At 67.2% G+C, this 22,209-nt stretch carries 18 protein-coding genes; 3 read left to right on the top strand and 15 right to left on the bottom strand.

Going from position 1 to position 22,209, the window contains the following annotated elements; genetic code table 11:
* Positions 1-200 precede the first annotated feature (200 nt).
* From secG to gap, 5 genes are read right to left on the bottom strand one after another with little or no spacing between them, the layout of a single operon-like run.
* Entirely contained in the window at positions 201-506 is a 306-nt protein-coding gene (gene secG, locus DM816_RS12135) for a preprotein translocase subunit SecG (RefSeq protein WP_117210321.1), read from the bottom strand.
* Positions 507-554: 48 nt separating this feature from the next.
* Positions 555-2,318: an ABC transporter substrate-binding protein gene (locus DM816_RS12130; protein ID WP_117210284.1), complete on the bottom strand. Its 1,764-nt coding sequence runs from the start codon at positions 2,316-2,318 to the stop codon at positions 555-557.
* A gap of 56 nt (positions 2,319-2,374) precedes the next feature.
* Positions 2,375-3,148 carry a triose-phosphate isomerase gene (tpiA, locus tag DM816_RS12125; RefSeq protein WP_170318806.1) on the bottom strand — a complete coding sequence of 258 codons (774 nt, stop codon included), beginning with the start codon at positions 3,146-3,148 and terminating at the stop codon, positions 2,375-2,377.
* 2 nt (positions 3,149-3,150) lie between these two features.
* Positions 3,151-4,323, bottom strand: a complete 1,173-nt coding sequence (locus tag DM816_RS12120; RefSeq protein ID WP_117210280.1) for a phosphoglycerate kinase — start codon at positions 4,321-4,323, stop codon at positions 3,151-3,153.
* Positions 4,323-5,327 carry a type I glyceraldehyde-3-phosphate dehydrogenase gene (gene gap, locus DM816_RS12115; protein ID WP_117210278.1) on the bottom strand — a complete coding sequence of 335 codons (1,005 nt, stop codon included), beginning with the start codon at positions 5,325-5,327 and terminating at the stop codon, positions 4,323-4,325. The genes DM816_RS12120 and gap overlap by 1 nt, the downstream gene beginning before the upstream one ends.
* A gap of 163 nt (positions 5,328-5,490) precedes the next feature.
* Here gap and DM816_RS12110 point away from each other — a divergent pair, with 163 nt between their 5' ends.
* The gene (locus DM816_RS12110; RefSeq protein ID WP_162907368.1) at positions 5,491-6,582 is read left to right on the top strand and encodes an LCP family protein; all 1,092 of its coding nucleotides are present in this window, start codon (positions 5,491-5,493) and stop codon (positions 6,580-6,582) included.
* Between the two features lie 13 nt (positions 6,583-6,595).
* Here the strand turns inward: DM816_RS12110 and DM816_RS12105 are convergent, their stop codons facing one another.
* From DM816_RS12105 to DM816_RS12070, 8 genes are all read right to left on the bottom strand, one after another.
* Positions 6,596-7,843 carry a DUF1501 domain-containing protein gene (locus DM816_RS12105; protein WP_117210274.1) on the bottom strand — a complete coding sequence of 416 codons (1,248 nt, stop codon included), beginning with the start codon at positions 7,841-7,843 and terminating at the stop codon, positions 6,596-6,598.
* Positions 7,843-9,111: a DUF1800 domain-containing protein gene (locus tag DM816_RS12100; RefSeq protein ID WP_117210320.1), complete on the bottom strand. Its 1,269-nt coding sequence runs from the start codon at positions 9,109-9,111 to the stop codon at positions 7,843-7,845. The genes DM816_RS12105 and DM816_RS12100 overlap by 1 nt, the downstream gene beginning before the upstream one ends.
* Before the next feature lie 183 nt (positions 9,112-9,294).
* Complete coding sequence (locus DM816_RS12095) at positions 9,295-10,440, bottom strand: glycosyltransferase family 4 protein (protein ID WP_117210273.1); 1,146 nt, start codon at positions 10,438-10,440, stop codon at positions 9,295-9,297.
* Positions 10,437-11,267 (bottom strand): glycosyltransferase family 2 protein, encoded by an 831-nt coding sequence (locus DM816_RS12090; RefSeq protein WP_117210272.1) that lies wholly within the window; start codon positions 11,265-11,267, stop codon positions 10,437-10,439. The genes DM816_RS12095 and DM816_RS12090 overlap by 4 nt, the downstream gene beginning before the upstream one ends.
* Positions 11,264-12,424 (bottom strand): glycosyltransferase family 4 protein, encoded by a 1,161-nt coding sequence (locus tag DM816_RS12085; protein ID WP_117210270.1) that lies wholly within the window; start codon positions 12,422-12,424, stop codon positions 11,264-11,266. The genes DM816_RS12090 and DM816_RS12085 overlap by 4 nt, the downstream gene beginning before the upstream one ends.
* Positions 12,421-13,533, bottom strand: a complete 1,113-nt coding sequence (locus DM816_RS12080) for a polysaccharide pyruvyl transferase family protein (RefSeq protein ID WP_117210268.1) — start codon at positions 13,531-13,533, stop codon at positions 12,421-12,423. Before DM816_RS12080 ends, DM816_RS12085 begins: the two co-directional genes overlap by 4 nt.
* Positions 13,530-14,960, bottom strand: coding sequence for a lipopolysaccharide biosynthesis protein (locus DM816_RS12075; RefSeq protein ID WP_162907367.1), 1,431 nt, complete (start codon positions 14,958-14,960; stop codon positions 13,530-13,532). The genes DM816_RS12080 and DM816_RS12075 overlap by 4 nt, the downstream gene beginning before the upstream one ends.
* Before the next feature lie 8 nt (positions 14,961-14,968).
* Complete coding sequence (locus DM816_RS12070; RefSeq protein ID WP_117210265.1) at positions 14,969-16,282, bottom strand: O-antigen ligase family protein; 1,314 nt, start codon at positions 16,280-16,282, stop codon at positions 14,969-14,971.
* A 334-nt stretch (positions 16,283-16,616) separates the two neighbouring features.
* On the opposite strand from DM816_RS12070, the gene DM816_RS12065 reads away from it, so the two are divergent.
* A complete protein-coding gene (locus tag DM816_RS12065; RefSeq protein ID WP_162907366.1) occupies positions 16,617-18,149 on the top strand; it encodes a glycosyltransferase family 39 protein in 1,533 nt (510 codons plus the stop codon).
* 545 nt (positions 18,150-18,694) lie between these two features.
* Positions 18,695-19,993 carry a sugar transferase gene (locus tag DM816_RS12060; protein WP_246001905.1) on the top strand — a complete coding sequence of 433 codons (1,299 nt, stop codon included), beginning with the start codon at positions 18,695-18,697 and terminating at the stop codon, positions 19,991-19,993.
* A gap of 111 nt (positions 19,994-20,104) precedes the next feature.
* On the opposite strand, the gene DM816_RS12055 is transcribed toward DM816_RS12060, so the two are convergent.
* A complete protein-coding gene (locus DM816_RS12055) occupies positions 20,105-21,595 on the bottom strand; it encodes a trypsin-like peptidase domain-containing protein (protein WP_117210262.1) in 1,491 nt (496 codons plus the stop codon).
* A gap of 92 nt (positions 21,596-21,687) precedes the next feature.
* Positions 21,688-22,209: DNA-binding protein WhiA (whiA, locus tag DM816_RS12050; RefSeq protein WP_117210261.1), on the bottom strand; the 522-nt coding region annotated here is incomplete at its 5' end.

Below are 22,209 nucleotides of genomic sequence, written 5' to 3'. Positions count from 1 at the left end.
GCCAATTTGAGCATGTGGTCGCCGACGAGTTGCCCGCCCTCCTGGACGAGCTGCCCACCGGCGGGCGCGACGCGGTCAACACCCACGTCGGGCGGCTGCAGGACTGGATGTCGGGCTTGCTGCGGTGGCATCTGGAGGCCCGCCGGTACCGCGAGGCCGACCTGCGCGAAGACGCAGCCCGGCCCCTCGTCATGCCTCGGTCAGAACAGGGCGCGTGCGGCGGCGCTCAGCGCCTCGCCGGAGCCGGCGGCCCCGCCGGTCAGCTCCTGCTTGAGCCACAGGCCGAGCCCCACGATGCACGCGAACCACAGAATGCCCACCAGCACGGTGTATCGATCAAGATTTTTCTCGGCGACCGACGAGCCGGCGAGGCTGGTGGAGACACCGCCGCCGAACATGCTCGACATGCCGCCGCCCTTGCCCCTGTGCAGCAGCACGAGCAGCGTCAGCATGATGCTGGTGATGAAGAGCAACACGATCAACGTGTATGCGAAGGCGATCGGCATGATGTTCCTCGGTTTGGTGGACTGATGGCGGGACCAGAATACCCGTTCTCACGACGGCTGTGTCGTGCCCGGGTCGAGTAGCCCAAGCGAGGCGATATCGGGCATGCCCAACGCCGAGTGGATGAACGCCCCACCGACGTTGGAACCGTGCAACCGGATCGCCGTGCCATAGATGATCGGGATCGAGACCGCCTTCACCTGCAGCTTCTTGTCGATCTCGGCCCAGAGCTTCCACTGCCGCTCGATGTTGGCCTCCTGCATGGCCTCCTGGATCGCCTGGTCGATCTCGGGGTCCTGCAGGTAGGAGTAGTTCGAGCCGCCGACCTCCTTGGGCTCGTCGGCCACGGCGTCGCTCTTGAACAGCGGCGGGATCACCGCGGAGCCGTTGGACCAGTCCGGGATCCAGCCCGCCCACAGCAGGTCGTATTTGGCCTGCGACTCATACTCCTTGATCTTGGTGAAGTATCCGGCGTTGGGAATCGCCTCGAACCTGACCGACACACCGATCTCGATGTAGGCGTCGACAACGGTCTTCACGAACCGGTTGACCGTCGTCGGCACATCGGGGTGGGCCAGCACCAGCTCCTTGGGGCACGGCTGCCCTGCGGCCTGCGCCTGCGCCATGAGCTCCAGCGCGGTCTTGGGATCGCCCTCGCCGTTGCGCGTGAGCACGCCGTAGTGGTCGTACTTCTCGTGTGCCCGCAATGTCGGGGAGATCATGCTGTAGGCCAGGTCGCCGATCAGCGAGCCGCCCATGGCCAGCCGGAAGCGGCGCTTGTCGAACGCGTAGATCAACGCCTGCCGACACTTCTCGTTGGTGATCCGCTTGGTGTTGATGCCCAGGTAGCGGACCAGGCCCGACGGCCCGTGCGCGGCGCGCGCCGACAGCTGCGGGTCGGTCATGACCTGCTGCACGAAGTTGGGCGCGACATCCATCAGCATCACCGTGTTGCGGGCGTCGCCCACGTCCTCGATCAGCGAGTTGGTCAGCGCCGGCACGTTGCTGTTGGCCGTGATGACGATCTCGTTGGGGTAGGCCTTGCGCACCTTGTCGGTCGCGCTCGACCAGTGGGGGTTGCGCACGAGCGTCATCTCGGTCTCTTTTTTGCGCTCGTCGTCGCCGCCCACCTTGCGGGTGCCCGGCTTGACCATGTAGGGCCCGCTGGCCAACGGCTCCAGGTTGTACTTCGCGTCGTCGCTGTCGGCGCCCGGCTTCACCGGGGCGAAAACGGTCAGCGCGACCGCGTAGTTGAAGTCGCCCACCGGGAACTTGAGGTGATATTCGACCGTCTTGGTGTCGGGACACTTCACCGACTTGAGATCCGGGTTGCTGCCGACGAACGGGCCCTCATATTTGGGCGTGTTGTCCTGCAGGTAGTTGCGCGCATAGGGCAGGCTCAGCCGGGCGAAGCTGGCGAAGTTGCGTTCGGCGCCGTATTTGAGGTGCTGGCAGGTGATCGGCGAGCCATCGGCCCACTTGATGCCGTCCTTCAGCTTGAACTGCCAGACCTTGTTGTTGTCGCTGGGCCGGCCGAGGTCGGTGGCCAGGTCGGCGGCCAGCTCGCCGCTGGCCTGCCCGCTCTCGGTCTTGAACGTGGTCAGCGTGCGCGAGATGACACGGCTCACGTTGGCGTCGATCGCGGCGCTGATGCGCTGCGGGTCGAGGTTCGCCGGCAGAGTCGGCGCGGCGATCCGCAGCGTGCCACCCTCGCGCAGGCCGGGCTGCTGCTCGGCGGCGGAGTTGCAAGCTGCGACGGTCAACGCCATGGTCACCGCAACTGTGGCGGCGTAGATGCGGCGGGGGTGACGCATGGGAACACACTCTAGGTGCCGCACCCCGCCTGTGCGAAGCGGGGTGCGGCAGCTACTTACTTGCCCAGGCGACAGATGCGGACGAATTCCTCCGCGTCCAGCGAGGCGCCGCCGACGAGTGCGCCGTCCACATCGGGCTCGGCCATGATGTCGGCGACGTTGGACGCCTTCACCGAGCCGCCGTAGAGGATGCGGACCTGCGCGGCGACATCGCGGCTCACGGTCTCGGCCAGGCGTTCCCGCACCGCGCCGATGACCTCCTGCGCGTCCTGCGGGGTCGCGGTCTTGCCGGTGCCGATGGCCCACACCGGTTCGTAGGCAATGACAACCTTCGAGACTTGCTCGGGCGTCAATCCATTGAGGGCGGCGTCAAGCTGGGTGATCGTGTAGGAGACATGGTCACCGGCTTCTCGGATGTCGAGACCCTCGCCGACGCACAAGATGGGTGTGAGTTCGTTGGCGAGCGCCGCCTTCACCTTGGCATTGACCAGTTCGTCGGATTCGTTGTGGTACTGCCGGCGCTCGGAGTGTCCAACCACGACAAAGGTGCAGCCGAGCTTGGCCAGCATCGAGCCGGAAATCTCGCCGGTGTACGCACCCGAGGCATACGCCGACAGGTCCTGCGCGCCGTGCACCAGCAGCAGCTTGTCGCCGTCGATCAGGGTCTGCACGCTGCGGATGTCGGTGAACGGGGGCAGCACGGCCACCTCCACGTCCGACAGCTCCTTCTCGGTCAGGCTGAACGCGAGCTTTTGCACCAGCGCGATGGCCTCAAGATGGTTGAGGTTCATCTTCCAGTTGCCGGCCATCAGTGGGCGTCTGTTCGTCATCGTCACGCCTCCAGTGCAATCAGTCCGGGTAGCGCCTTGCCCTCCAAGTACTCAAGGGACGCTCCGCCGCCGGTGGAGATGTGCCCGAAAGCGCTGTCGTCCAGGCCCAGGGCGCGCACCGCGGCCGCCGAGTCACCCCCGCCGACCACCGTGAAACCGTCGGTCTGCGTGATGGCTTCGGCCACTCCCCTGGTACCAGAGGCAAAGGGTTTCAATTCAAAGACACCCATCGGTCCATTCCAGAAAACCGTTTTCGCGGTACCCAGAACGGCCCCGAACTGTTTCACCGTCTCCGGACCGATGTCGAGCCCGAGCCAGCCCTCCGGCACCTCGTCCACAATGGACGTTTGGGCGTCGGCGGCGAACCTGTCCGCCGCCACGATGTCGGTGGGCAGCACGATCCGGTCACCGGCGCGGGCGAGCAGGTCGCGGCAGGTGTCGACCATCTCCTCCTGCAGCAGGGAGCCGCCGACCGCCTTGCCCTGGGCCTTGAAGAAGGTGAAGCACATGCCGCCGCCGATGAGCAGCTTGTCGGCCTTGGCCAGCAGGGCCTCGATGACCGCCAGCTTGTCGGAGACCTTGGAACCGCCGAGCACCACGATGTAGGGCCGGTCGGGCTGCTCGGTGAGCCGCTTGAGCACCTCGACCTCGCGCGCGACCAGATAGCCCGCGTAGTGCGGCAGGCGCGCGGCCACGTCGTAGACGCTGGCGTGCTTGCGGTGCACCGCGCCGAACGCGTCGTCGACGTAGAAGTCGGCGAACGCGGCGAGCTGGTCGGCGAACGCGCCCCGCTCGGCGTCGTCCTTGCTCGTCTCGCCCGCGTTGAAGCGCAGGTTCTCCAGGAGCACGAGAACACTGGCGTCCACCGCGTCGCGGGCCTGCGTGCCGACCGTGTCCGACGCGAACGTCACGTCGCGCCCAAGCAGCTCGCCCAGCCGCTGCGCGACCGGGGCCAGGGTGTAGGCCGGATCGGGCGCGCCCTTGGGCCGGCCCAGGTGCGACATGACGATGACCCGGGCACCCGCGTCGAGCAGGGCCCGCAGCGTCGGCAGGACCGCGCGGATGCGGCCGTCGTCGGCGATCGCGCCGTCGGAGAGCGGCACGTTGAGGTCGGCGCGCACGAGCACGCGCCGACCTTCGATGCCTTTGCTGAGAAGTTCGTCGAGCGACTTCATTACAGCTGGGCACCAACCAGTTTCACGAGATCGGCCAGGCGGTTGGAGTAGCCCCACTCGTTGTCATACCACCCGACGACCTTCACCTGGTTGCCGATGACCTTGGTCAGGCCGGCGTCGAAGATGCACGAGGCCGGGTCGGTCACGATGTCGGCCGACACGATCTCGTCCTCGGTGTAGGTGAGGATGCCCTTGAGCTTGCCCTCGGCCGCGGCCTTGATCGCGCCGTTGACCTCCTCGACGCTCGTGTCACGCGAGGCGGTGAAGGTCAGGTCGGTGGCCGAACCGGTCGGGATCGGCACACGCAGCGCGAAACCGTCGAGCTTGCCCTTGAGCTCCGGCAGCACGAGGCCGATCGCCTTGGCCGCGCCGGTCGAGGTCGGCACGATGTTGAGCGCGGCGGCGCGGGCCCGGCGCAGATCCTTGTGCGGGCCGTCCTGCAGGTTCTGATCCTGTGTATAGGCGTGGATCGTGGTCATCAGGCCCTTTTCGATGCCGATGGCCTCGTTCAACACCTTGGCCATGGGGGCCAGGCAGTTGGTCGTGCAGGACGCGTTCGAGATGATGGTGTGGGCGGCCGGGTCGTATTTGTCGTGGTTGACACCGAGCACGATGGTGATGTCCTCGCCCTTCGCCGGGGCCGAGATGATCACCTTCTTGGCGCCGTTTTCGGCGTGCACGCGAGCCTTGTCGGCGTCGGTGAACAGACCGGTCGACTCGATCACGACGTCGGCGCCGAGATCTCCCCACGGCAGCTTGCCCGGGTCGCGCTCGGAGAACACCTTGAACGACTTGCCATCGACGGTGATGTCGTCGGCCGTTGCCTTCACCTCGTGCGGCAGGCGGCCGAGAATGCTGTCGTATTTGAGCAGGTGCGCCAGGGTCGTGTTGTCGGTCAGGTCGTTCGCCGCGACCAGCTCGATGTCTGCGCCGGACGCGAGCAACGCCCGATAGAAATTGCGCCCGATCCGGCCGAAGCCGTTGATGCCAACCCGGATGGTCACAGGTCCCATCTCCTCTGTTGCCAGGTTTGAACTGATTGCGGCACCATCGCCGTTCGCCCTCGACACTATCCGAACTGCTGCGCCCGGGTCTGGTGGGGGCAACGTGTTTGGCTGGAGCGGCCTAGAATGCGTTAGGCCGAGGCCGACCACCCCAAGGAAGCTGATGCGCACCGAGCCGTACGACACCGATGGCCACGTCACCCCCGACCACAGGCGTGCCGAGCGGCGGCGCCAGCGTGAGCAGAAGCGGCGCAGGAAGCTGCGCCTGTGGCACAAGCTCACCATCGGGTTCGGTGCCGCGCTCGTCCTGATCAGCGCGGGCAGCCTCATCGCCATCAAGACGCTCACCAGCCACTACGAGGGCCTGGTCGCCAAGGAGGACATGCTGGGAGACATCCCGATGGCCCCGGCGCCACCGGCCGGCGAGAGCGGCCCGCTCAACTTCCTCATCCTCGGCGTCGACACCCGCAACGAGGAGGAGGTCGCCGATCCGGAGGAGCGGGGCAACCGGTCCGATGTGATCATGATCGCGCACGTGAGCAAGGACCGCCGTAGCGCGTTCATCTTCTCCATCCCGCGCGACAGCTTCGTCACCATCCCGGCGGGCGGCACCTGGAAGGGTGGCGAAAACAAGATCAACTCGGCGATGGCGTTCGGCGGCGCGAAGCTCGCGGCCAAGACGGTCTACGACCTGACCAAGATCCCGCTGAACGGCGCCGTGATCGTCAATTTCCAGGGCGTGCAGACCATGGTCGGCGCCGTGGGCGGCGTGCGGGTGTGCATCCCCTATCAGGTCAACTCCACCTTCAGCAACAAGGTGTGGAAGAAGGGCTGCCATGACCTGAGCCCGGCCGACGCCGAGGAGTTCGTGCGCCAGCGCAAGGGCGTCTCCGGCGGCGACCTGGGCCGCATCAAAAACCAGCAGCACGTCATCAAGGGCCTGATCGCGAAGGTCAAGCAGGGCGACACGCTGACCAACCCGTCCAAGCTCAACTCGCTGCTCACCACGGCCGCCCAGTCGCTGACCATCGACAAGTCGATGAACCTCACGCAGCTTGCCCTGGAGATGAAGGACATCGACCAGGAGGCCATCAAGTTCGCCACCACCCCGGTCATCGGCACCATGAACACCCACGCCGGCTCGTCCGTGCAGCTGGACATGGCCGGTGCCCAGGAGCTGTTCGCCGCCGTGCGCGACGACAAAACCGACGAGTGGCTCGCCGCCCACCCCCAGCCCGAGGTCGCCAGCCTCTAGCCGCGCCCGCGGGTCAGGCCGCCTTGAACAGGGGCAGCATCTTGGGCTCGTAGCCCAAGAGGTATTTGGCGGGATCCGCAGCGAGCACCGAGCCCAGAACGGTCCCGAAGACATCCCTGAAGTCGACGTGCGCCCGCAAATCCTCGTCGACCAGATCGGTCAGGCTTGGCTGCTCCCCGTGAAACCCACCCGTGACGCTGTCGCCCAGCACCAGGATGGGCCCGGCCGTGCCGTGATCGGTGCCGTCGGAGGCGTTGGCGCGCACCCGCCGGCCGAACTCGCTGTAGACCACGACCGTGACCCGGCGGCCTGCCCCCGAGGCGGAGATCCGGCGCATGAACGCGGACACCGCGTCGTCGAGCTGCTTGAGCATGCGTTCGTGGCCGAGGCGCTCCTGGGCGTGCGTGTCGAAGCCGCCGAGGCTCACCGAATAGATCCGGGTCGGCACGCGTGCCTCAAGACACCTGGCGACGAGCTCGAGCTGCGGGACGAGCGCATTGCCGCCGCCCGTGCCGGTGGCCAGCGCTTCGGGCTTGTCCGGCGAAGCCGACTGGCCCCCGCCCTGCTCCGCCTGCCGCACCAGCTGATCGACCCGGAGCAGGTCCGCGTATCCGGTTGCGGCACGCGTCACCAGGTCCGGTTCGTTGGGCTCGGCCTGGCCGAGCGCTGAGATCATGCCCGGCTCAATGCCCGCGGGCAGCTTGAGCCCCTTCAGGCTGACGCATGCCCCGGCTCTGGTCTGCCCGACCAGCAGCGGCGGGAGCACCGGCTCGAAACTGACCGCGGTCTCCGTGGGGGAGTTGGTGCCGTCGAGCCACCGGCCGACCCAACCGGTGTTGGCGGGCGACTCGGGTGCGGCGGTCTGCCAGATGTCCATCGATCGGAAATGGCTGCGGTCGGGCCTGGGATATCCCACCCCCAGCACGATTCCGAGGCGCTTGTCGCCCCAAAGCTGGTGCAGCCCACGCAGCACCGGGTTGAAGCCGAGCCGCTCGTCGAGGCGGAGCACCTTCTCCGGCGCGTAGGCCAGCTCGGGGCGGGCCCGGTAGTAGGCGGGATCCGTGTAGGGGACGACCGTGTTGAGCCCGTCGTTGCCACCGTACAAAGTCACCAGCACCAGGACCGGCTCTTGGCTGGCCGCCGCCTCGGCATCGGCGGACTTCGCCAGCAGTTGGGCGATGCTCCAGGAACCGAGCCCGAGCACGCCGGCTCCCCCGACCCCCGAGGCGATCAGAAACCGCCGTCGCGTGACCGTGTCCATCAAACCACCAAGTATTCCGGGCTCGCGAGGCCGAGAACCAACAGCCGCCGGGGATCCTTGACCTCGCGCATGGCCGCGTAAGTCCGATCCGACCAGCTCTTGATGCAGAGCATGTGCGCGAGACCCTCCGCTGTCAGCTTCTCCACCTGCGCCTGCTGCGCAATGGTAGCCGCCAGATCCAGCCGCAGCTGCGCGGTCGCGGACGTCAGCCAGACGGTCCCCGCCGGCCAGCCGCCGACGTTGGGCGGCGCGAAAGGCAGCTGTCCCATGTCTTCCAGCCCGTTGAGGATGCTCGACGCCGCCTTGTCGGGCATGCCGGACATGCGCAAGCCCAGCTGGCGCATGGCGCCCACGAACCACTCCACCGGCTGCTTGACCAGGGTGCCGCCGCTGGCCCGAAACGCATCGTCCTGAAACAGAACCCGCAGCATCGTCATTGGCGACGGATAAGCGGCGGCCATGTTTTCCTGCGTGCGCTTGGGCATCGCGATGGTCGACGAACCATAGCGGATCCACATCCGGGAGGCGATGAACCGCGGGGTCGCCTTGTGCTGCAGCAGGAGGTCGACCAGGCTGCCCGCCGTGAATCGCGAGGTGACACCGAGAATCGTCTTCTCCTCGGGATCGTGGCGCCCGGGAAGGAATTGGCACCGCTCAAGGTCCAAATTGACCTCCCAGCCGGTCAGCGCGCGGCCCGCCTCCTTTACATCCCGCTCCGTGTATTGTCCTATGCCGACGGTGAACAGCTCCATGAGCTCTCGCGCCAGATTTTCGTTCGGCGACTTCCTCGTGTTGAGGTGACCGTCGAGCCACCAGATCAGCGCGGGGTCGATCACCATCTGCCGGACCATCGCCACGAAATCCGGCGCCTCCCGCAGGGTCATGTGCTGCCTGAGCATCAGCTGCGGGCTGCGCACGCTCTCCACCGAGGTCGCCCAATGGCCGTGCCAGAAGAAGAGCAGCTTCTCGACCGCCTGGTGGCGAGCCGCGATCATCCGATCGAGCCACCACAGCGTGATCTGCCGGGTCTGCGCCCGGCGTTGATCATTGCCCTTGGCGCGCTCCTCCGGCGTGGACTTGGGCCGGTTGGCGAAGAAGTCCTTTCCGAGGTCGGGCACGGGGGTCTGCGCGGCGCCTGGATCGGGGCCGGCGGGTGCGACCAGCGAGGAGAGCGCGGCCGCGTAACCGGCTTTTCTGGCCGCGGTCAGCTCTGCAGCGGTCGGACCGAAGCCCGCCCGATGCAGCAGCAGCGAGAGCTCATCGGTCATAGTGGCAACATAAGCGAAGATTGGCCGGCGCGACACCCGATGGTGCCCCGCCATCGTACCGTCCACATCGACCCGGTCGAAACGAGGAAACTGGTCCGCGCAGCTCATGGCTGGTTTTCCCGCCCACGCCGGGATCGGTCGCGAGTGCACGATCCCGGCGGGCACGTGCTGCGGATCTCATCGTCACAGGCGCAGCCCAAGCGCCGCATACGCGGTCGCGAGTTGTCGCTCGACAGCGTCGGAGCTGTGGTTCTCGACCGCCCAATCACGACCGTTGGCGGCCAGCCGCCGCGCCGCCGCGCCGTCGGCGAGGAGCCGGGTGACCGCCTCTACCCAGTCAACCGGGCTATCCGCGATGAGCACGTCCTCCCCGTGCCGCACACCGGCCCGATGGGACACGGCCGACGTAGACACGGTGGGAACGCCCGCGGCAAGCGCCTGGATGAGCTTCATCTGCACGCCGGTCCCCCGGTGAATGGGCACGATGGCCACCGCCGCCTCGGCGTAATGCGTGTCGACGTCCGGCACGTCGGCGAACACCTCGACGCCATCACCCTCGAACGCGAGGACCGAACGCGGTGGTTGCGTGCCAACGATTCGCAGCCGCGCCTGCGGTGTCCGCCGCTTGATCCCCGGCCAGCATTCCTTGAGGAACCACAACAACCCGCTGACATTCGCCTCGTAGGTGAGCCGGCCGACGAAGAGCACCACCGGTTCCGGCGAGCGCGGCAGCACTCCCAGCGGGTAGTCGTATGGACTGCGCACCACGTGGGTGTTCGGCCGCTCGTTGCCCGGATCCTGCGGCGCGGACACGATCAATGGCACGCCCATGCGCACCAGCGCGTCCTCTCGCCTGCGCATCCTGGGCGCCTCGATCCGCCCCACGGTCCGCCACACCACGCCGGCCGTTTCGATCAGCTGCTCGTAGTATTCGCTGCGAAACTCGTCGAGATCCACGATGACGGGCGTGCCCGCGCACGGCTCTACCAGGTGGGCAGTGCGAAAGACGTTGAGGTGCACCGCATCGGGCCGCCACTGCCGCAGCTCCTCGCCGAGCGCCACCCGCAGGCCATTCACGTCCGCATATGCCTGCTGCAGAGCGACCTTCGTCGGCAGCGCGCCCACGCACCGCACCATCGATGCCAGGCGGTCCCGCCGAACCAGGGCCCGGCGCTCCACCGGCAACTCCTGCGCCTGCCTGACCTCTTCATCGGAGCTGACCAGACCGAGGAAGCGCACCTCGTGGTTCTTGGCGAGCATGTGGAGCAACGCATAACTCCGGGGACGGATCTTCGAGGGAATCCACGGCGCGACGAACAGGATCCTCATATGGGGAATCTCCTCAGGGCTTGGGCTAGGCGTTTGTCTTTCTTGCTGCCGTGCTTGGCGAAATACACGACCATTCCGTCGCGATACAGCCTGCGCTTGCCAACGGTTGACGTGCTCGTGCTCTCTCGGTGATCGGCCACGCTGTCGCCGACCGACGCCACGCCCCACCCGCGCTCTCGCAGGCGTTTACACAAGTCGACGTCCTCGAAGTAAAGGAAAAAGGAGGGATCGAAGCCACCGATCGAATGGAACGCCTCGGCCCGGATCAGCATGCAGAAGCCCGAGACCCAGGCGACGTCGCGAAGCCCCGCGGCCGGGCCCGTCTGCAGGTAACGCAACATCGGCACGGCGCGCTGTAACGCCTTTGAGTGGGCGAGGGTGGCCCGTAACCCACGCGGCACAAGCGCGTCGACGTGTAACGCCGCGAGCCACTCCTTCGCGATGCTCATCTCCGGCCCGGCCGAGATGCCGTAGCGCCCGTCCGGATAACGCATGGTCGGCGCCACCACACCAAGGTGGTCGTTATCCTCCAACGCTTTTTGCAGCGCCGCATAGCTTTCGGGAGTTATGCCGCAGTCCGGATTGAGCAGAAGGTACGCGTCGGCGTCGGGCGCGTGCCGTACCGCCAGATTGATGGCTTTGCCGAAGCCGACATTCGGCGACGTGAGCACATCGGGTGTGTAGCCCAGCGCCATCTGCACGCTGCCGTCGATCGACGAATTGTCGACGACCACCACCCGGTTCACCGGAAGCCGCTGCAGGCTTCCCAGACTCATCGGCAGATCCGCCGTCGAGTTGTAGGACACCACGATGCCGACCGTCTTCATGCCCGCCTCGCCATGGCGTATGCCGACAGGTAGGCCTCAACTGTGTTGTCCCATCGAAACAGGCGGCCGATGTGTTCGCGGGCGTTGTGGCCCCGGCGTGCCGCCTCATCGGGCGAACCAAGGACGCGTCGCACCGCGTCGGCCAAAGAACCGGCTTCCGATCCGATGAACAGCGATGTTTCGTCGCCGTCGACCGAAGCCGCCGGCCCCGGAGAGGTGACCACCGGACACCCGAGCGCCATCGCATGCGCCACTTTCATCAGAACGCCTCCCCCTACGATCGATGGCGCGAGCACGGCATGACTGTCCAGCATCTCGTCTCGTATGTCCGCGACCTCGCCGGTAACCACTACCCGGTGGTCCGCCGAGGCCAGCTCGATGACGTCGGCGGGCGGCCGGGCTCCCACGATGCGCAGCTCGGCGGTCGGAAAGTCGCGCCACACCAGCGGCATGACCTCACGGACCAGGAAGTGCGCGATCAACACGTTGGCCCGCCGCCACATCGCTCCCGCGAAGACCAGCCTCGGCGCCGCTGCGGCAGGCCTGCTCGCCCACTGGCGGTCACCGAGCTCCACACCGGGCCGGGCAAGCACCACGTTGCGGTTTAGCGTTGCGGCGACGACGAAATCGGCCTCAGAGAGGGTGAGCACCGCCGCGGCCCGGCGGATCGCCCCACGCTCGAACCAGCGCGTCCTGAACAGCTCGGCCAGCCGGTAGGGCTTGCTCACCAACGACGCCGACCGCAACGACTGGCGCATCACGCTTTCGGTGACGTCGTGCAGCCCCAGGACTGCATTGGGCCGCCGCCCGATGACCTCCGCGCTTTGCAGGTACTCGGCGTGGATCACATCCGGTTTGATCCGGCGAATCGCCGCGGCCACGTCGCGGTTGGCCTGATGCGGCCACGCCTGCCGAAGCCAGGCCGGCTTGACGCCAAGCCGGTCGAGGTGGCCGGCGGGCGCCGCCGCCGTGGCGGGCACCAGGGTGTAGCCCGGATCCGGTTGCCCCGTCGACATGGTGCCGGCATGGTTTTGCGGTGAGTACACGTGTAAGTCCACGCGCTTGGCGAGGCGGGGGACGAGCTGCACGATGGTGTCGGCGGCGGCGTGATCGTGGCGCAGGTTGGGTGCGAACGGCGACAGAAGAAGCACTTTCATCGGGCAAGGCCGCCGATCATCGAAGCGACGAAGGCTCGCGCCACCCTGCCCTGTTCGGCGATGCGGACCCGCGCGTCGTCGAAGACCTGCTCCGACGACGCGGCAAGCAGGGCGGCAGCGCGCATCTCCGCGGCAGCGCACTCCGGCGGCAGGACGAACTTTTCCAGTCCAATGTCGACAAAGGCATCGTGAACCTTGCGCTCATAGGCGATCGCCACCGTCGGAATGCCCAGCGAAACGGCCATCAACGCCGCGTGCAGCCGGGTCGCCAGGACCAAGCGGTATCCGCCGAGACGGCGCAGCCAATCGTCCAGCCCAGCCCTGAAATCGCCCGGCCGGTCAAGCGGATTCGCGGCCAGGCCAAGCGTCTGACGGAATGCTTCCGCGTAGATCTCGCGATCGTCTTCGCCATGTGCGCCGCGCCCATATGCCATGGCGAGGAAGTCGCCGGTCCAGCCGTCCTGCCCGAAGTCGCGGGCGCATTCGGCGAGCTTTGCCACCAGGGCATCCTGGATCTGCGGTGCCAAGGGGCGCATCGAAACCGCGAACCGGGGCGGGCCGTCCGGGCGGGCGACCTCAGGCAGCGGCACGGCGTAGGCCATGTCCCCGATGACTCTTGCCTTGGCCCCGAAGTGCTGTGCGCTCCGCAGGTCACGCGCTCCGATGGCGATGGAGGCCGCGCCGAAGGTCCGAAGCGTTGACCGGCCGAACGCCGTCGCGCCCTCCCGGACTCCGACTCCCACGGCCGCGACCGGTGTGCCGGCCAGCTTCGCCATGCCGAGGATCCGGGTGAACAGTGAGAGGGTGCCGGGCCATGCCAGGTTGGGTGACCGTTCCTGGAAAACCGTTCCGGGACCACAGATCAGAAGATCGCATTCGCTCATCAGGCTCATGGTCTTCTTGGTCCGCTGGGCCAGTCCCTCACCGCGCAATGTCGGCATCGCAGCCGTGTCCACCGAGTGCAGCTCGGCCACGCGGTCCGGGTTGGGCGAGAACACCACGAAGGTCACCTGCCCGGCCGCCGCCCGCACGCATTCCATCAAGGAGTGCAGCAGAATCTCGTCTCCGAGATTGTCCGAACCGAACCACCCGACAATGCCAACTCTCATGCTGCTTCCCCTGTGTATGTCAAAACTCGCGCGGTCCTGCGCTGTCGCGCAAGAAGGGCAATGCCCCAGATGAGATAGCACGCTCCGACCACCAGGCAAGCGGTCTGCAGCCCGAACAGGCTAACGGATGCGACCATGACGCCCCCGGCCAGCACCACACCTGTCATGGTCAGGGCCACCGGTGTGGCCAACTGGCGCACCCGGCTCGCCCAAAGCAGCGCACCGGCGACGACGAACTCGGTGACCACCGCCGACCACGCCGAACCCATCGCACCGAACCGGCCCACGAGCACCAGGTTCAACGCGACGCTCGCGGCGATGCTCGCCAGCAGAACCAGCACACGCTTCGATGCACCGCCGCCCGCCAGGAGAATCGCCGAGAGGCCGAAATTGGCGAACCGGGCGGTGAGAAACAGTGACAGGATCAGCGCCAGCTGCAGGATGGGTCCGCCCTCGGCGCCGAACAGGATTGACACGCCCAACGGCAGCCCTACGCAGATCACGCCGGCGGCGGCCAGCCCGGCCTGCAGGAAGAACCGGTAAATCGTCGTGGGCTCCGAGCCGCCTTCGCCGCCGGTGAAGACTCTTGGCGCGGCGTAGGCCAGCGCGCCGACGCTCATGGCGGAGGCCACCTGGACGGCCGGGTTGATCAGTCCCGTCGCCGAGACGTATTGGCCGACCTGGGTCGCCGCCACGAACGAGCTCAAAATCAGCACATCACCACGGAAATACAGCAGCCCCAGCAGATCCGACACGAGGTAGGGGAAACCCTGCCGCAGATGCTTGGCGAGGTGAAGCCTTTCCGGTACGCCGCCCGGCTCACGGCGACCGGCCGCCGACCAAACGGTCGCGGCCAGCGATCGGAGCATCGCCACCATCACGCAATATCGGGCCGCGTCGAGAAACGTGAGCCCGTCGAACAGCCAGAGATCCGCCGCACACACGGACGCCAGCAGGATGCTTGAGCACCCGTTGACGACCGATTCCTTCCACGCCGATGCGGTGCCCCGCACCCGCACCCACGCCGTTTCGTTCCACTGATCCAGCATGCTGGCGGCGAAAAACAGGAAGAACCCCAGGGACACATCGGTCGGCGCCACCGCCGCCATCACCGGATAGGCAACCGCAGCGACGGTGCCGAGGACGGCGAACCGTAGCGCGTGGATGCGCGTGACGTGCGAGGGCTGCACGAGTCCGGCCGGCACCTGCCGGGTCAGGTAGGTCGGCATGCCAAAGGACAGGCCGATGGCGACCAGCGACGCCGACAGGGTCGCAAGACCGTAGTAGCCAACGGCATCGACTCCCGCGCCCCGGGTCAACAGCACCACGAGCGCGAGGGTGCTGACCCGGCTGATCAGTGTGGAGACACCGAGCAGGCCGGACGACAGCGCGAGGGACGCCCGCCTCGGCGCGCGATGCCTGGTCACAATCCCGCTCACAGCAGTGCGCCCGTCGTGCGGCCGACCTCGCCCGCATCGCGCCACTGCGCCGCCCGCACGTTGAAGTAGCCGAAGCACAGGCACAGGATGAGGAAGGTGGGCGCCTGCAGCAGACCCCATCCCGTGTTGGCCGTCAGGAAGAGACCCGGCAGTGCGCTCACCAGAACTCGGGCATGGATGTTGTTGGCCTTGGAGGATTTGACCGCCTTCACGGCGCCCCACGCGACCAGGACGAGGGCCAGCCAGACAAGCGCGCCGCCGACGATTCCCAACTCGGCCGCGCTCATCAGGAAGGCGTTGTGAACCGGAACCCCGCTTGCCGTCAAGGCGTCGGACGCGCCACCGACCGCGACGTAGTTATTGGGCCCCAAGCCAAACCACGGGTGCTCTTTGATCAGCCGGAACGCCACCCCCATGACGTGCCCCCTGGACCCGCCCTCCGGGTCGGCGGAGAACCGCGCGATCATCCACGGCGCCGAAGCCGCGCACAGCACACCGACACCGCCCAGCATGATCAGGTGGGCGCGCCGCAGCTTGGCCGACAACAGCTCCAGCGCAACGAAAGTCACGACCAACGCCACGACCGCCACCAGCCCGGTGCGGCTCTGCGACAGCGATGTGCCGAGAAATATCGCCACGAGGGTGAGCCGGACGGCCCATCGTTGCAGGAGACCCCGTTTTGGTAGGACGAGAACGAACATCGCGCAGAAGAACAGCAGCTTCGCCAGCTCTCCCGGATGGCTCGTGAGACCGACCTCGCGTCCCACCAGATCGGGCGCCTGCGGGCCGGTGATCTGTCGGAGCGGGAAGCCGAACGACGCCGACTCGATCGCCAGAAGCTGTATCCAGGCGGCCACGGCGAAGGTCCACGGGACCACGGTGCCCTCGGGGTCGCGTCGTGCGGCCGCGGCACCGGCGGTGAAGCTCAGGGCCCCGAGCAGCAGGTGCGCCATCCCCGATGCCATGTGCAGGGAGAAGCCCCAGGCGAGCAGGCTTCCGATCGCCAGCCAAGCGACAAACGGGAGCCACGGCTTCAACCCGCGCCAATCCGCCGCAGATCCCCAGATCAGATAGAGAAGCATGAGTGCGATCAGCGCGCCGGTGTATGTGTAGAACGTCGGCACATGTGGGGCGATGCCGACGTAGATCCGTGCGTCGCTGTTGGCGAAGGCCATCGGGCCGACAGCCAGGCAGACGCACAGGAGCGCCGTGGGGATTCGCAGCCGTGAATCCAGGAGCAGACCGCCGATGGGCGACGCCCGTCGAAGACCGGTGACCTTTGCCCGCAGCACGGCGAAATGCGAGCTCATGGACGGAGGTGCCGCGCAGACGGGCCAAGTGGCTTGCTCAGAAGAAGCGTGGCCTCGCCGCCCAAGGTGACACGTTCGTATAGACCCGCCAGCGACTGCACAACCACTCCTGTACTACCACCCGTGTCCGCGATCACCGGATTGGGGCCCGGCTGGCTTGCGGCAAGCGAGTAACACTAACTGACAGCGCACCACGTCTCCAATCCGTCGAACGAACCGGTACTGAGGGTCAATTGTCGCCTATCGCGTAGATCGCCGGTGATGCCCGAGCGGTCAGCGCGGGCCACCGGTCGTCCGCTAGTCTCCCCTGCTACACAGATCACTAGGAGACAGGGTGAGATACCGCCTCAGCGCTGCCGCTCCCTTCGGGATCGGTTTCACGGTGACTTTGATCGCCGCCGGCGTTTCGCTGACCAACGTCCCGCTCGACTGGGATGAGGGCGCCACCCTCTCCGCCGCCACACGGTCGCCCGGCGAACTTTTCGACCTGGCAGGGTACAAGGACGCGGTCATCGCGCCCTACTACCTGGTGCTTCTCGTCTTCCTCAAGGTCGTCGGCGCGTCGGATGCGGCTCTCCGGCTTCCCTCGCTCGTGGCCATGGCCCTCGGCGCCGGCGTGACGGCCGAGCTCGCCCGGCGGATGGTGAGCCAGGCGGCGGGCATCGTTGCCGGTGTCATCTGCGCGGCGCTGCCCAGTCTCATGTTCTTCGCCAACACGGCTCGCCCCTATGCCTTCGCGTTCCTCTTCGCGACGCTTTCCTCCCTGTTGTTGCTGATTGCCGTGCGCTCGCCCCGGTGGCCCTATTGGGCTGCCTATGGTCTTTGCCTGGCTCTGACCGGAATCTTCCATCTGGTGGCGCTTTCCGTGCTGTCGGCGCACGTGTTGATCCTGGCGATCGCGTGGTGGAAGGAGCGCGACAAGCGGCTGTGGCGGGCGTTTGCCGCGTTCGCTGTCGCGCTCGCCGCTGTCGTGCCCCTGGCCCTGCTGGGAAGGCAGCAGCGATATTCGCAGCTCCACTGGGTGAAGACGCCCACCTGGGAGACGCTCGTCACCCTGCCCGGCGAGATCGCCTACAGCCCGGCGGTGGGATACCTGCTGGTCGGCCTCGCGATTGCCGCCTACGCCGCCCTGCCCTCACGCGTCTACGCCGAGCTTGTCGCGCTCGTCGCGGTCCCGGTCGCTGTCGTGCTTGGGGTTTCGCTGATCGCGCCGGTGTGGGTGCCGCGTTACGGCATCTTTCTCTTGGCGCCGCTCGCCGTGCTGGCCGCCGCGACGGTGACATCCGAGCACGTGAGATCGGTTGCCGCGCCTCGGTTCGCCCGCGCCGGCGCGATCGCGGCGGTGCTGGTCTTCCTGTCCCTGCCCGCCCAGATCTCGCTTCGGTCGACGCACAAGGCCCCGGACACTCGCGCCATGGCCGCAGCCATCCACACTCACGCAGCCAAGGGCGACGTCATCGTCTACACCGATTTCGCGTGGACGATGCGGCCGACCCTGACGCATTACCTGAGCCGGTTGGAATGGACGCAGACCGCCCAACCCCCGGACATCCTGATGAAGCACAGTGCGGCGGCGAACGGCACGCTGGAGGCGACCGAGTTTCAAGACATCCAGGGCCGGCTGGCCAATGCCCACCGGATCTGGCTGGTGGGCCCGGCCGCTGGCGTTTACGGAGCCCCCGAGGACCCGCTGTCCGCGCCCGGCTGGAAGATCAAATACATCCAGCAGCACTACCAGTTGCACGAGTCGTACACGTTCGAGGCGGGGCGAGCGGTTCTGCTGGTCGCGCGCACCGCGCCGGCGCCGGCCGCAGACTACCGGGGCGGTCACGCCGGATCGCTTGAGCCACAAGCGCTTTCCGGATGAGGCATGGCCCGTGGCCAGTCCGCTCTCGGTCAACGCCGACTGTGCCCTTGGTCACGCCGGGCTCAGCCGTTCGGCCCTGGCGAACCGCCCGAGCCCTGCAATCCTTCGGCACCACGAATGAGCGACGAGGTATCGCGCCGGCCACTAACATCGACGATAGTAAACGGACAGCGAACCGCCATTTCGGCCGATTGCCGCATTCTCCGACCGGGTTGTAGGCTTCCGCCGCAATCTCGGTGAGCGGCTCGCCTGGCAACGGGGATGGGAAGAGCGTGATGAAGACGGGTAGGGCTCATCCGGAGCCCGCACAGTCCTTACCGGCGACAGGGCGGGACGTGCGGATCAACGGCTCCACCCAGGGACCGCCGGCCGGATTCCACTGGTTCGCGCCCACCGCCGAATCGGGGCCGGCGGATGTGACCACCGAGATTCCAAGACAGAGGCCACACGAGCCGACCGTTCACTCCGGCACGACGCTTGTGCTGCCCTATGTGGGCTCACGCCCCGCCCGATTCACAAAACATCTACGGGCATGGATGGTTACCATGCCGGTGGACTTCTTCGCGGTCACCACACCCCTCCTGTGGACCATCCAAAACTGGAAGGGCGTGCTGGTCACGGCAATCATCACCGTGGTCATTTTCGCCGCGGGAGGCCTCTATCGGGGCCGGCGCCACCTGAGCATCCTGGACCTTTTTCCCAGCCTGGCCGGGCGGTTGCTCACGGCATCGGCGATCGTGGCGATGATCGCGGCGCAGCGGCACGACTCGGTGGCATATGTCGGCGACTTCATGCGCACCGTCGCGATCTCATGCGGGCTCGTCATCCTCGGGCGCACGGTGACCACGATGATGGTGCTCGTGGCCCGCAAGCGCAGATGGGTCGAGCACAGCACCATCATCGTCGGCAGCGGGCCGATCGCCGTCGAACTGGCACGGCTCATCAAGCGCTATCCGCAATACGGCTTGCGCTTCAACGGCTTCGTGGACTCCGTGGACGCCGACCAGAAGCCGGGGCTGGCACCCGTGATCGGATCGGTGGAGGAGCTTGGCACGATCGTGCGCGCCGTCGACTGCGACGTGCTCATCATCGCCGACGCCCACGCGCCCGAACCCCTGCTGATGGAGCTGATCCGGCAACCCGAGCTGGCGCAATGCGACCTGTGGGTGGTCCCGCGGCTGTGCGACTTCCACAGCCACGGTGGAAACTCGGATCACATCGGCGCGATGCCCGTCTCGCGGCTGCGCCGGGCGACCCTGACCGGTCCAAAGTGGGCACTCAAGCGCACCTTCGACGTGCTCTTCGCGTCATTGGCGCTGGTCCTGGTGAGCCCGGTCATGCTGGTGTGCGCGCTGGCCGTCCGCATCGAGGGCGGTCCGGGTGTGATCTTCCGGCAGCAGCGGATCGGCCGCTTCGGCAAAGCATTCGACCTGCTCAAGTTCCGCTCGATGCGGCCGGTGGACGAGCGCGAGTCCCAGACGAACTGGTCGGTGGCTGACGATCCGCGGGTCGGCCCGGTGGGGCGCTTCCTCCGGCGGACCTCCCTCGACGAGCTGCCCCAGCTGTGGAACATCGTGCGCGGCGACATGACCTTCGTGGGCCCGCGGCCGGAGCGACCGTTCTTTGTGGACAGATTCTCCGCCGAGCATCCGAACTATGTGCTGCGCCATCGTGCTCCGGTCGGTCTCACCGGACTCGCCCAGGTGAGCGGGCTGCGCGGCGACACCCCGATCGCCGACCGGGCGCGCTTCGACAATTACTACATCGACAACTGGAGCCTGTGGCTGGACATCAAGGTGCTCGTCCGCACGCTGGCTGAGGTCTTCAGGGCCGGCGGGCGCTAGCCGAGCCAGCGCCCGTGGGCCCGGTGACGGCACGCGGCAGCGCCGACCCGTCGGCTTATTGTGCCACCACTGCGTCGATCATGAAGTTAGCGTCGCGAAGAAGGGGGCGGCTTAGCGCGCTTGCGGTCCCCATGGGTTGTTTCCGCCCTGACCGCGGGGCAACCCGTGCTCGTCGTATGGGCCTTCCGGCGCCTGCTCGGTCGGGTTGCTGGCGGCCGGCAGCGGGGGCGGCAGATAGACACTGTCCTGATTGGACATCGGCTGCTGCCCTTCGCCGCCGCGGAAGGTCGACATGTAGTCGTAACCCCCGCCGCCCGAGACCGGATAAACCGAGATGGGCTGGGCCGACATGGGCAACGACGAGATCGGCGCGTAGGCGTTGGCCAGCGCCGCGTTGGCGGCACGGCGGCGGCCGGCGATCCAGATGATGACGCCGATCGCGATGAGCAGCGCCACGCCGAGCCCGATCACCGCCCAGAGCAGCCAGTTGCCGCTGAACAGCGAGGTGGAACCGTCACCCTCGATCGCCATGCGCTCGTTGGCCTGCTTGCGGTAGACCTGGGCGATCGAGTGGTCCGGCATGCCGACGATGACGCCGTCGAGCTTCTTTATCGCGTCGGCGTAGCGCCCGCCGAAGTAGTCGTTGAGGCCCGACCGGTATTCGTTGTCCGACGGCGACAGTGTGTTGGTGACGCCCGCATTGCTCAACAACCTGTTGACGTGGTCCAAGGGAGTGATCGCTCGGTTGGGCCGGTCCTTGGCGCCCAGGTCGGCGTTGATCATGCCGATCACGCGGCCGCCGGAGTCGACGACCATGCCGCCGTGCGAGTTTCCGCCGAGGTCGCCATCCAGCAGATAGAGCGGCGGGGTCTTGTTGCCCGATCTGCCGTTTATCCTGGCCGTCTTGTATCTGGTCGTGTGGGTCGCGGACCCCGCCTCGGACCCGAACGCCAGCAGCACCACCGGCGCGCTGACGTTGATCGGCTCCTTGGAGATCTCGGCGGTCGGCAGGCCCACCTGACCGACCTTCAGCAGCGTGACATCGCCATCGACGGCCGCGATGGACTCGACGACCTCCGCCTGCAGCGCCGGCTCGGAGGTCAGACCCGCCTGTCCCTGGAACAGCTGACCGAAGATCCGCTGATTGGGCTTGGAACCCGCTTGGTTGCCGGTGAACTCGGTCGTGCCGAGGACGTCCTTGATGAAGGCGTCCTTCTGGTCGGTGGTCAGCTGACCGACCTTGATGCGATCGGCGGTCAGCTGGTTGGTGGCACTGCCGCGAATGCTGTCCGCCGAGGGCTGCACGCAGTGCGTGCTCGTCATCACGTGACCCTGGCTGCTGACGACGAACCCGGTGCACCGGTAGATGATGACCATCGGATTGGTGTGCAGCGCCTCACCGGTGGCCTTGCGCCTCAGGAAACCCGCGACGTTCATTTCCAGGTAAACCAGCGACGGGCCGGCGATCGCGTAGGCGCGCTCCTCCATCGTGTATGACGGAACGGCGACTGCGGGCCGTCCAAAGAGCACGGCCGATGCCGAGATCAGTGCGATCGTCAGCCATGCGCTGAGCTGACGTGCGGGGGTAGGCCGGGGTGGCATGGGTGGGTCTCCTGGTATCGGCGCAGGGGCGAGCAAGACATCGGCACTAAGTCTAAGGCTGCGGGCGAGTATCGCTCACCGGAGTGGCATGGCTACACGGACAGCATTTCCGCCGTGACGGCTGCTTCCGTGTCGGGGATGCCGAGGTCGCGGGCGCGCTTGTCGGCCAGGGCGAGCAGGCGGCGGATGCGGCCGGCGATGGCGTCCTTGGTCAGCGGCGGGTCGGCAAGGCCGCCGAGCTCTTCGAGCGAGGCTTGTCGATGTTCGAGGCGGAGGCGGCCCGCGCTGGTGAGGTGGTTCGGGGCGTCGTCGGCGAGGATCTCCAGCGCGCGGGTCACCCGGGCGGCCGCGGCCACGGCGGCACGGGCGGAGCGGCGCAGGTTGGCGTCGTCGAAGTTGGCCAGGCGGTTGGCGGTGGCGCGGACCTCGCGCCGGACCCGGCGCTCCTCCCAGGCCAGCACGCTGTTGTGGGCGCCGATCCGGGTGAGCAGGGCCGCGATCGCGTCGCCGTCCTTGACCACGACCCGGTCGACGCCGCGGACCTCGCGGGCCTTGGCGGCGATGCCCAGCCGGCGGGCCGCGCCTACGAGCGCCAGCGCCGACTCGGGGCCGGG

It is taken from the genome of Allorhizocola rhizosphaerae, from assembly GCF_003426775.1.
In the GTDB taxonomy this organism is placed as follows: Bacteria; Actinomycetota; Actinomycetes; order Mycobacteriales; family Micromonosporaceae; genus Allorhizocola; species Allorhizocola rhizosphaerae.
Note: the sequence above shows the minus strand (reverse complement) of the source record. Positions and strands in the feature narration are given on the sequence as shown.

Coding starts and splice junctions, on each gene's coding strand:
- secG (WP_117210321.1), bottom strand. CDS start 506: ATGCCGATCGCCTTCGCATACACGTTGATCGTGTTGCTCTTCATCACC.
- DM816_RS12130 (WP_117210284.1), bottom strand. CDS start 2,318: ATGCGTCACCCCCGCCGCATCTACGCCGCCACAGTTGCGGTGACCATG.
- tpiA (WP_170318806.1), bottom strand. CDS start 3,148: ATGACGAACAGACGCCCACTGATGGCCGGCAACTGGAAGATGAACCTC.
- DM816_RS12120 (WP_117210280.1), bottom strand. CDS start 4,323: ATGAAGTCGCTCGACGAACTTCTCAGCAAAGGCATCGAAGGTCGGCGC.
- DM816_RS12110 (WP_162907368.1), top strand. CDS start 5,491: ATGCGCACCGAGCCGTACGACACCGATGGCCACGTCACCCCCGACCAC.
- DM816_RS12105 (WP_117210274.1), bottom strand. CDS start 7,843: ATGGACACGGTCACGCGACGGCGGTTTCTGATCGCCTCGGGGGTCGGG.
- DM816_RS12100 (WP_117210320.1), bottom strand. CDS start 9,111: ATGACCGATGAGCTCTCGCTGCTGCTGCATCGGGCGGGCTTCGGTCCG.
- DM816_RS12095 (WP_117210273.1), bottom strand. CDS start 10,440: ATGAGGATCCTGTTCGTCGCGCCGTGGATTCCCTCGAAGATCCGTCCC.
- DM816_RS12090 (WP_117210272.1), bottom strand. CDS start 11,267: ATGAAGACGGTCGGCATCGTGGTGTCCTACAACTCGACGGCGGATCTG.
- DM816_RS12085 (WP_117210270.1), bottom strand. CDS start 12,424: ATGAAAGTGCTTCTTCTGTCGCCGTTCGCACCCAACCTGCGCCACGAT.
- DM816_RS12080 (WP_117210268.1), bottom strand. CDS start 13,533: ATGAGAGTTGGCATTGTCGGGTGGTTCGGTTCGGACAATCTCGGAGAC.
- DM816_RS12070 (WP_117210265.1), bottom strand. CDS start 16,282: ATGAGCTCGCATTTCGCCGTGCTGCGGGCAAAGGTCACCGGTCTTCGA.
- DM816_RS12060 (WP_246001905.1), top strand. CDS start 18,695: ATGCCGGTGGACTTCTTCGCGGTCACCACACCCCTCCTGTGGACCATC.
- DM816_RS12055 (WP_117210262.1), bottom strand. CDS start 21,595: ATGCCACCCCGGCCTACCCCCGCACGTCAGCTCAGCGCATGGCTGACG.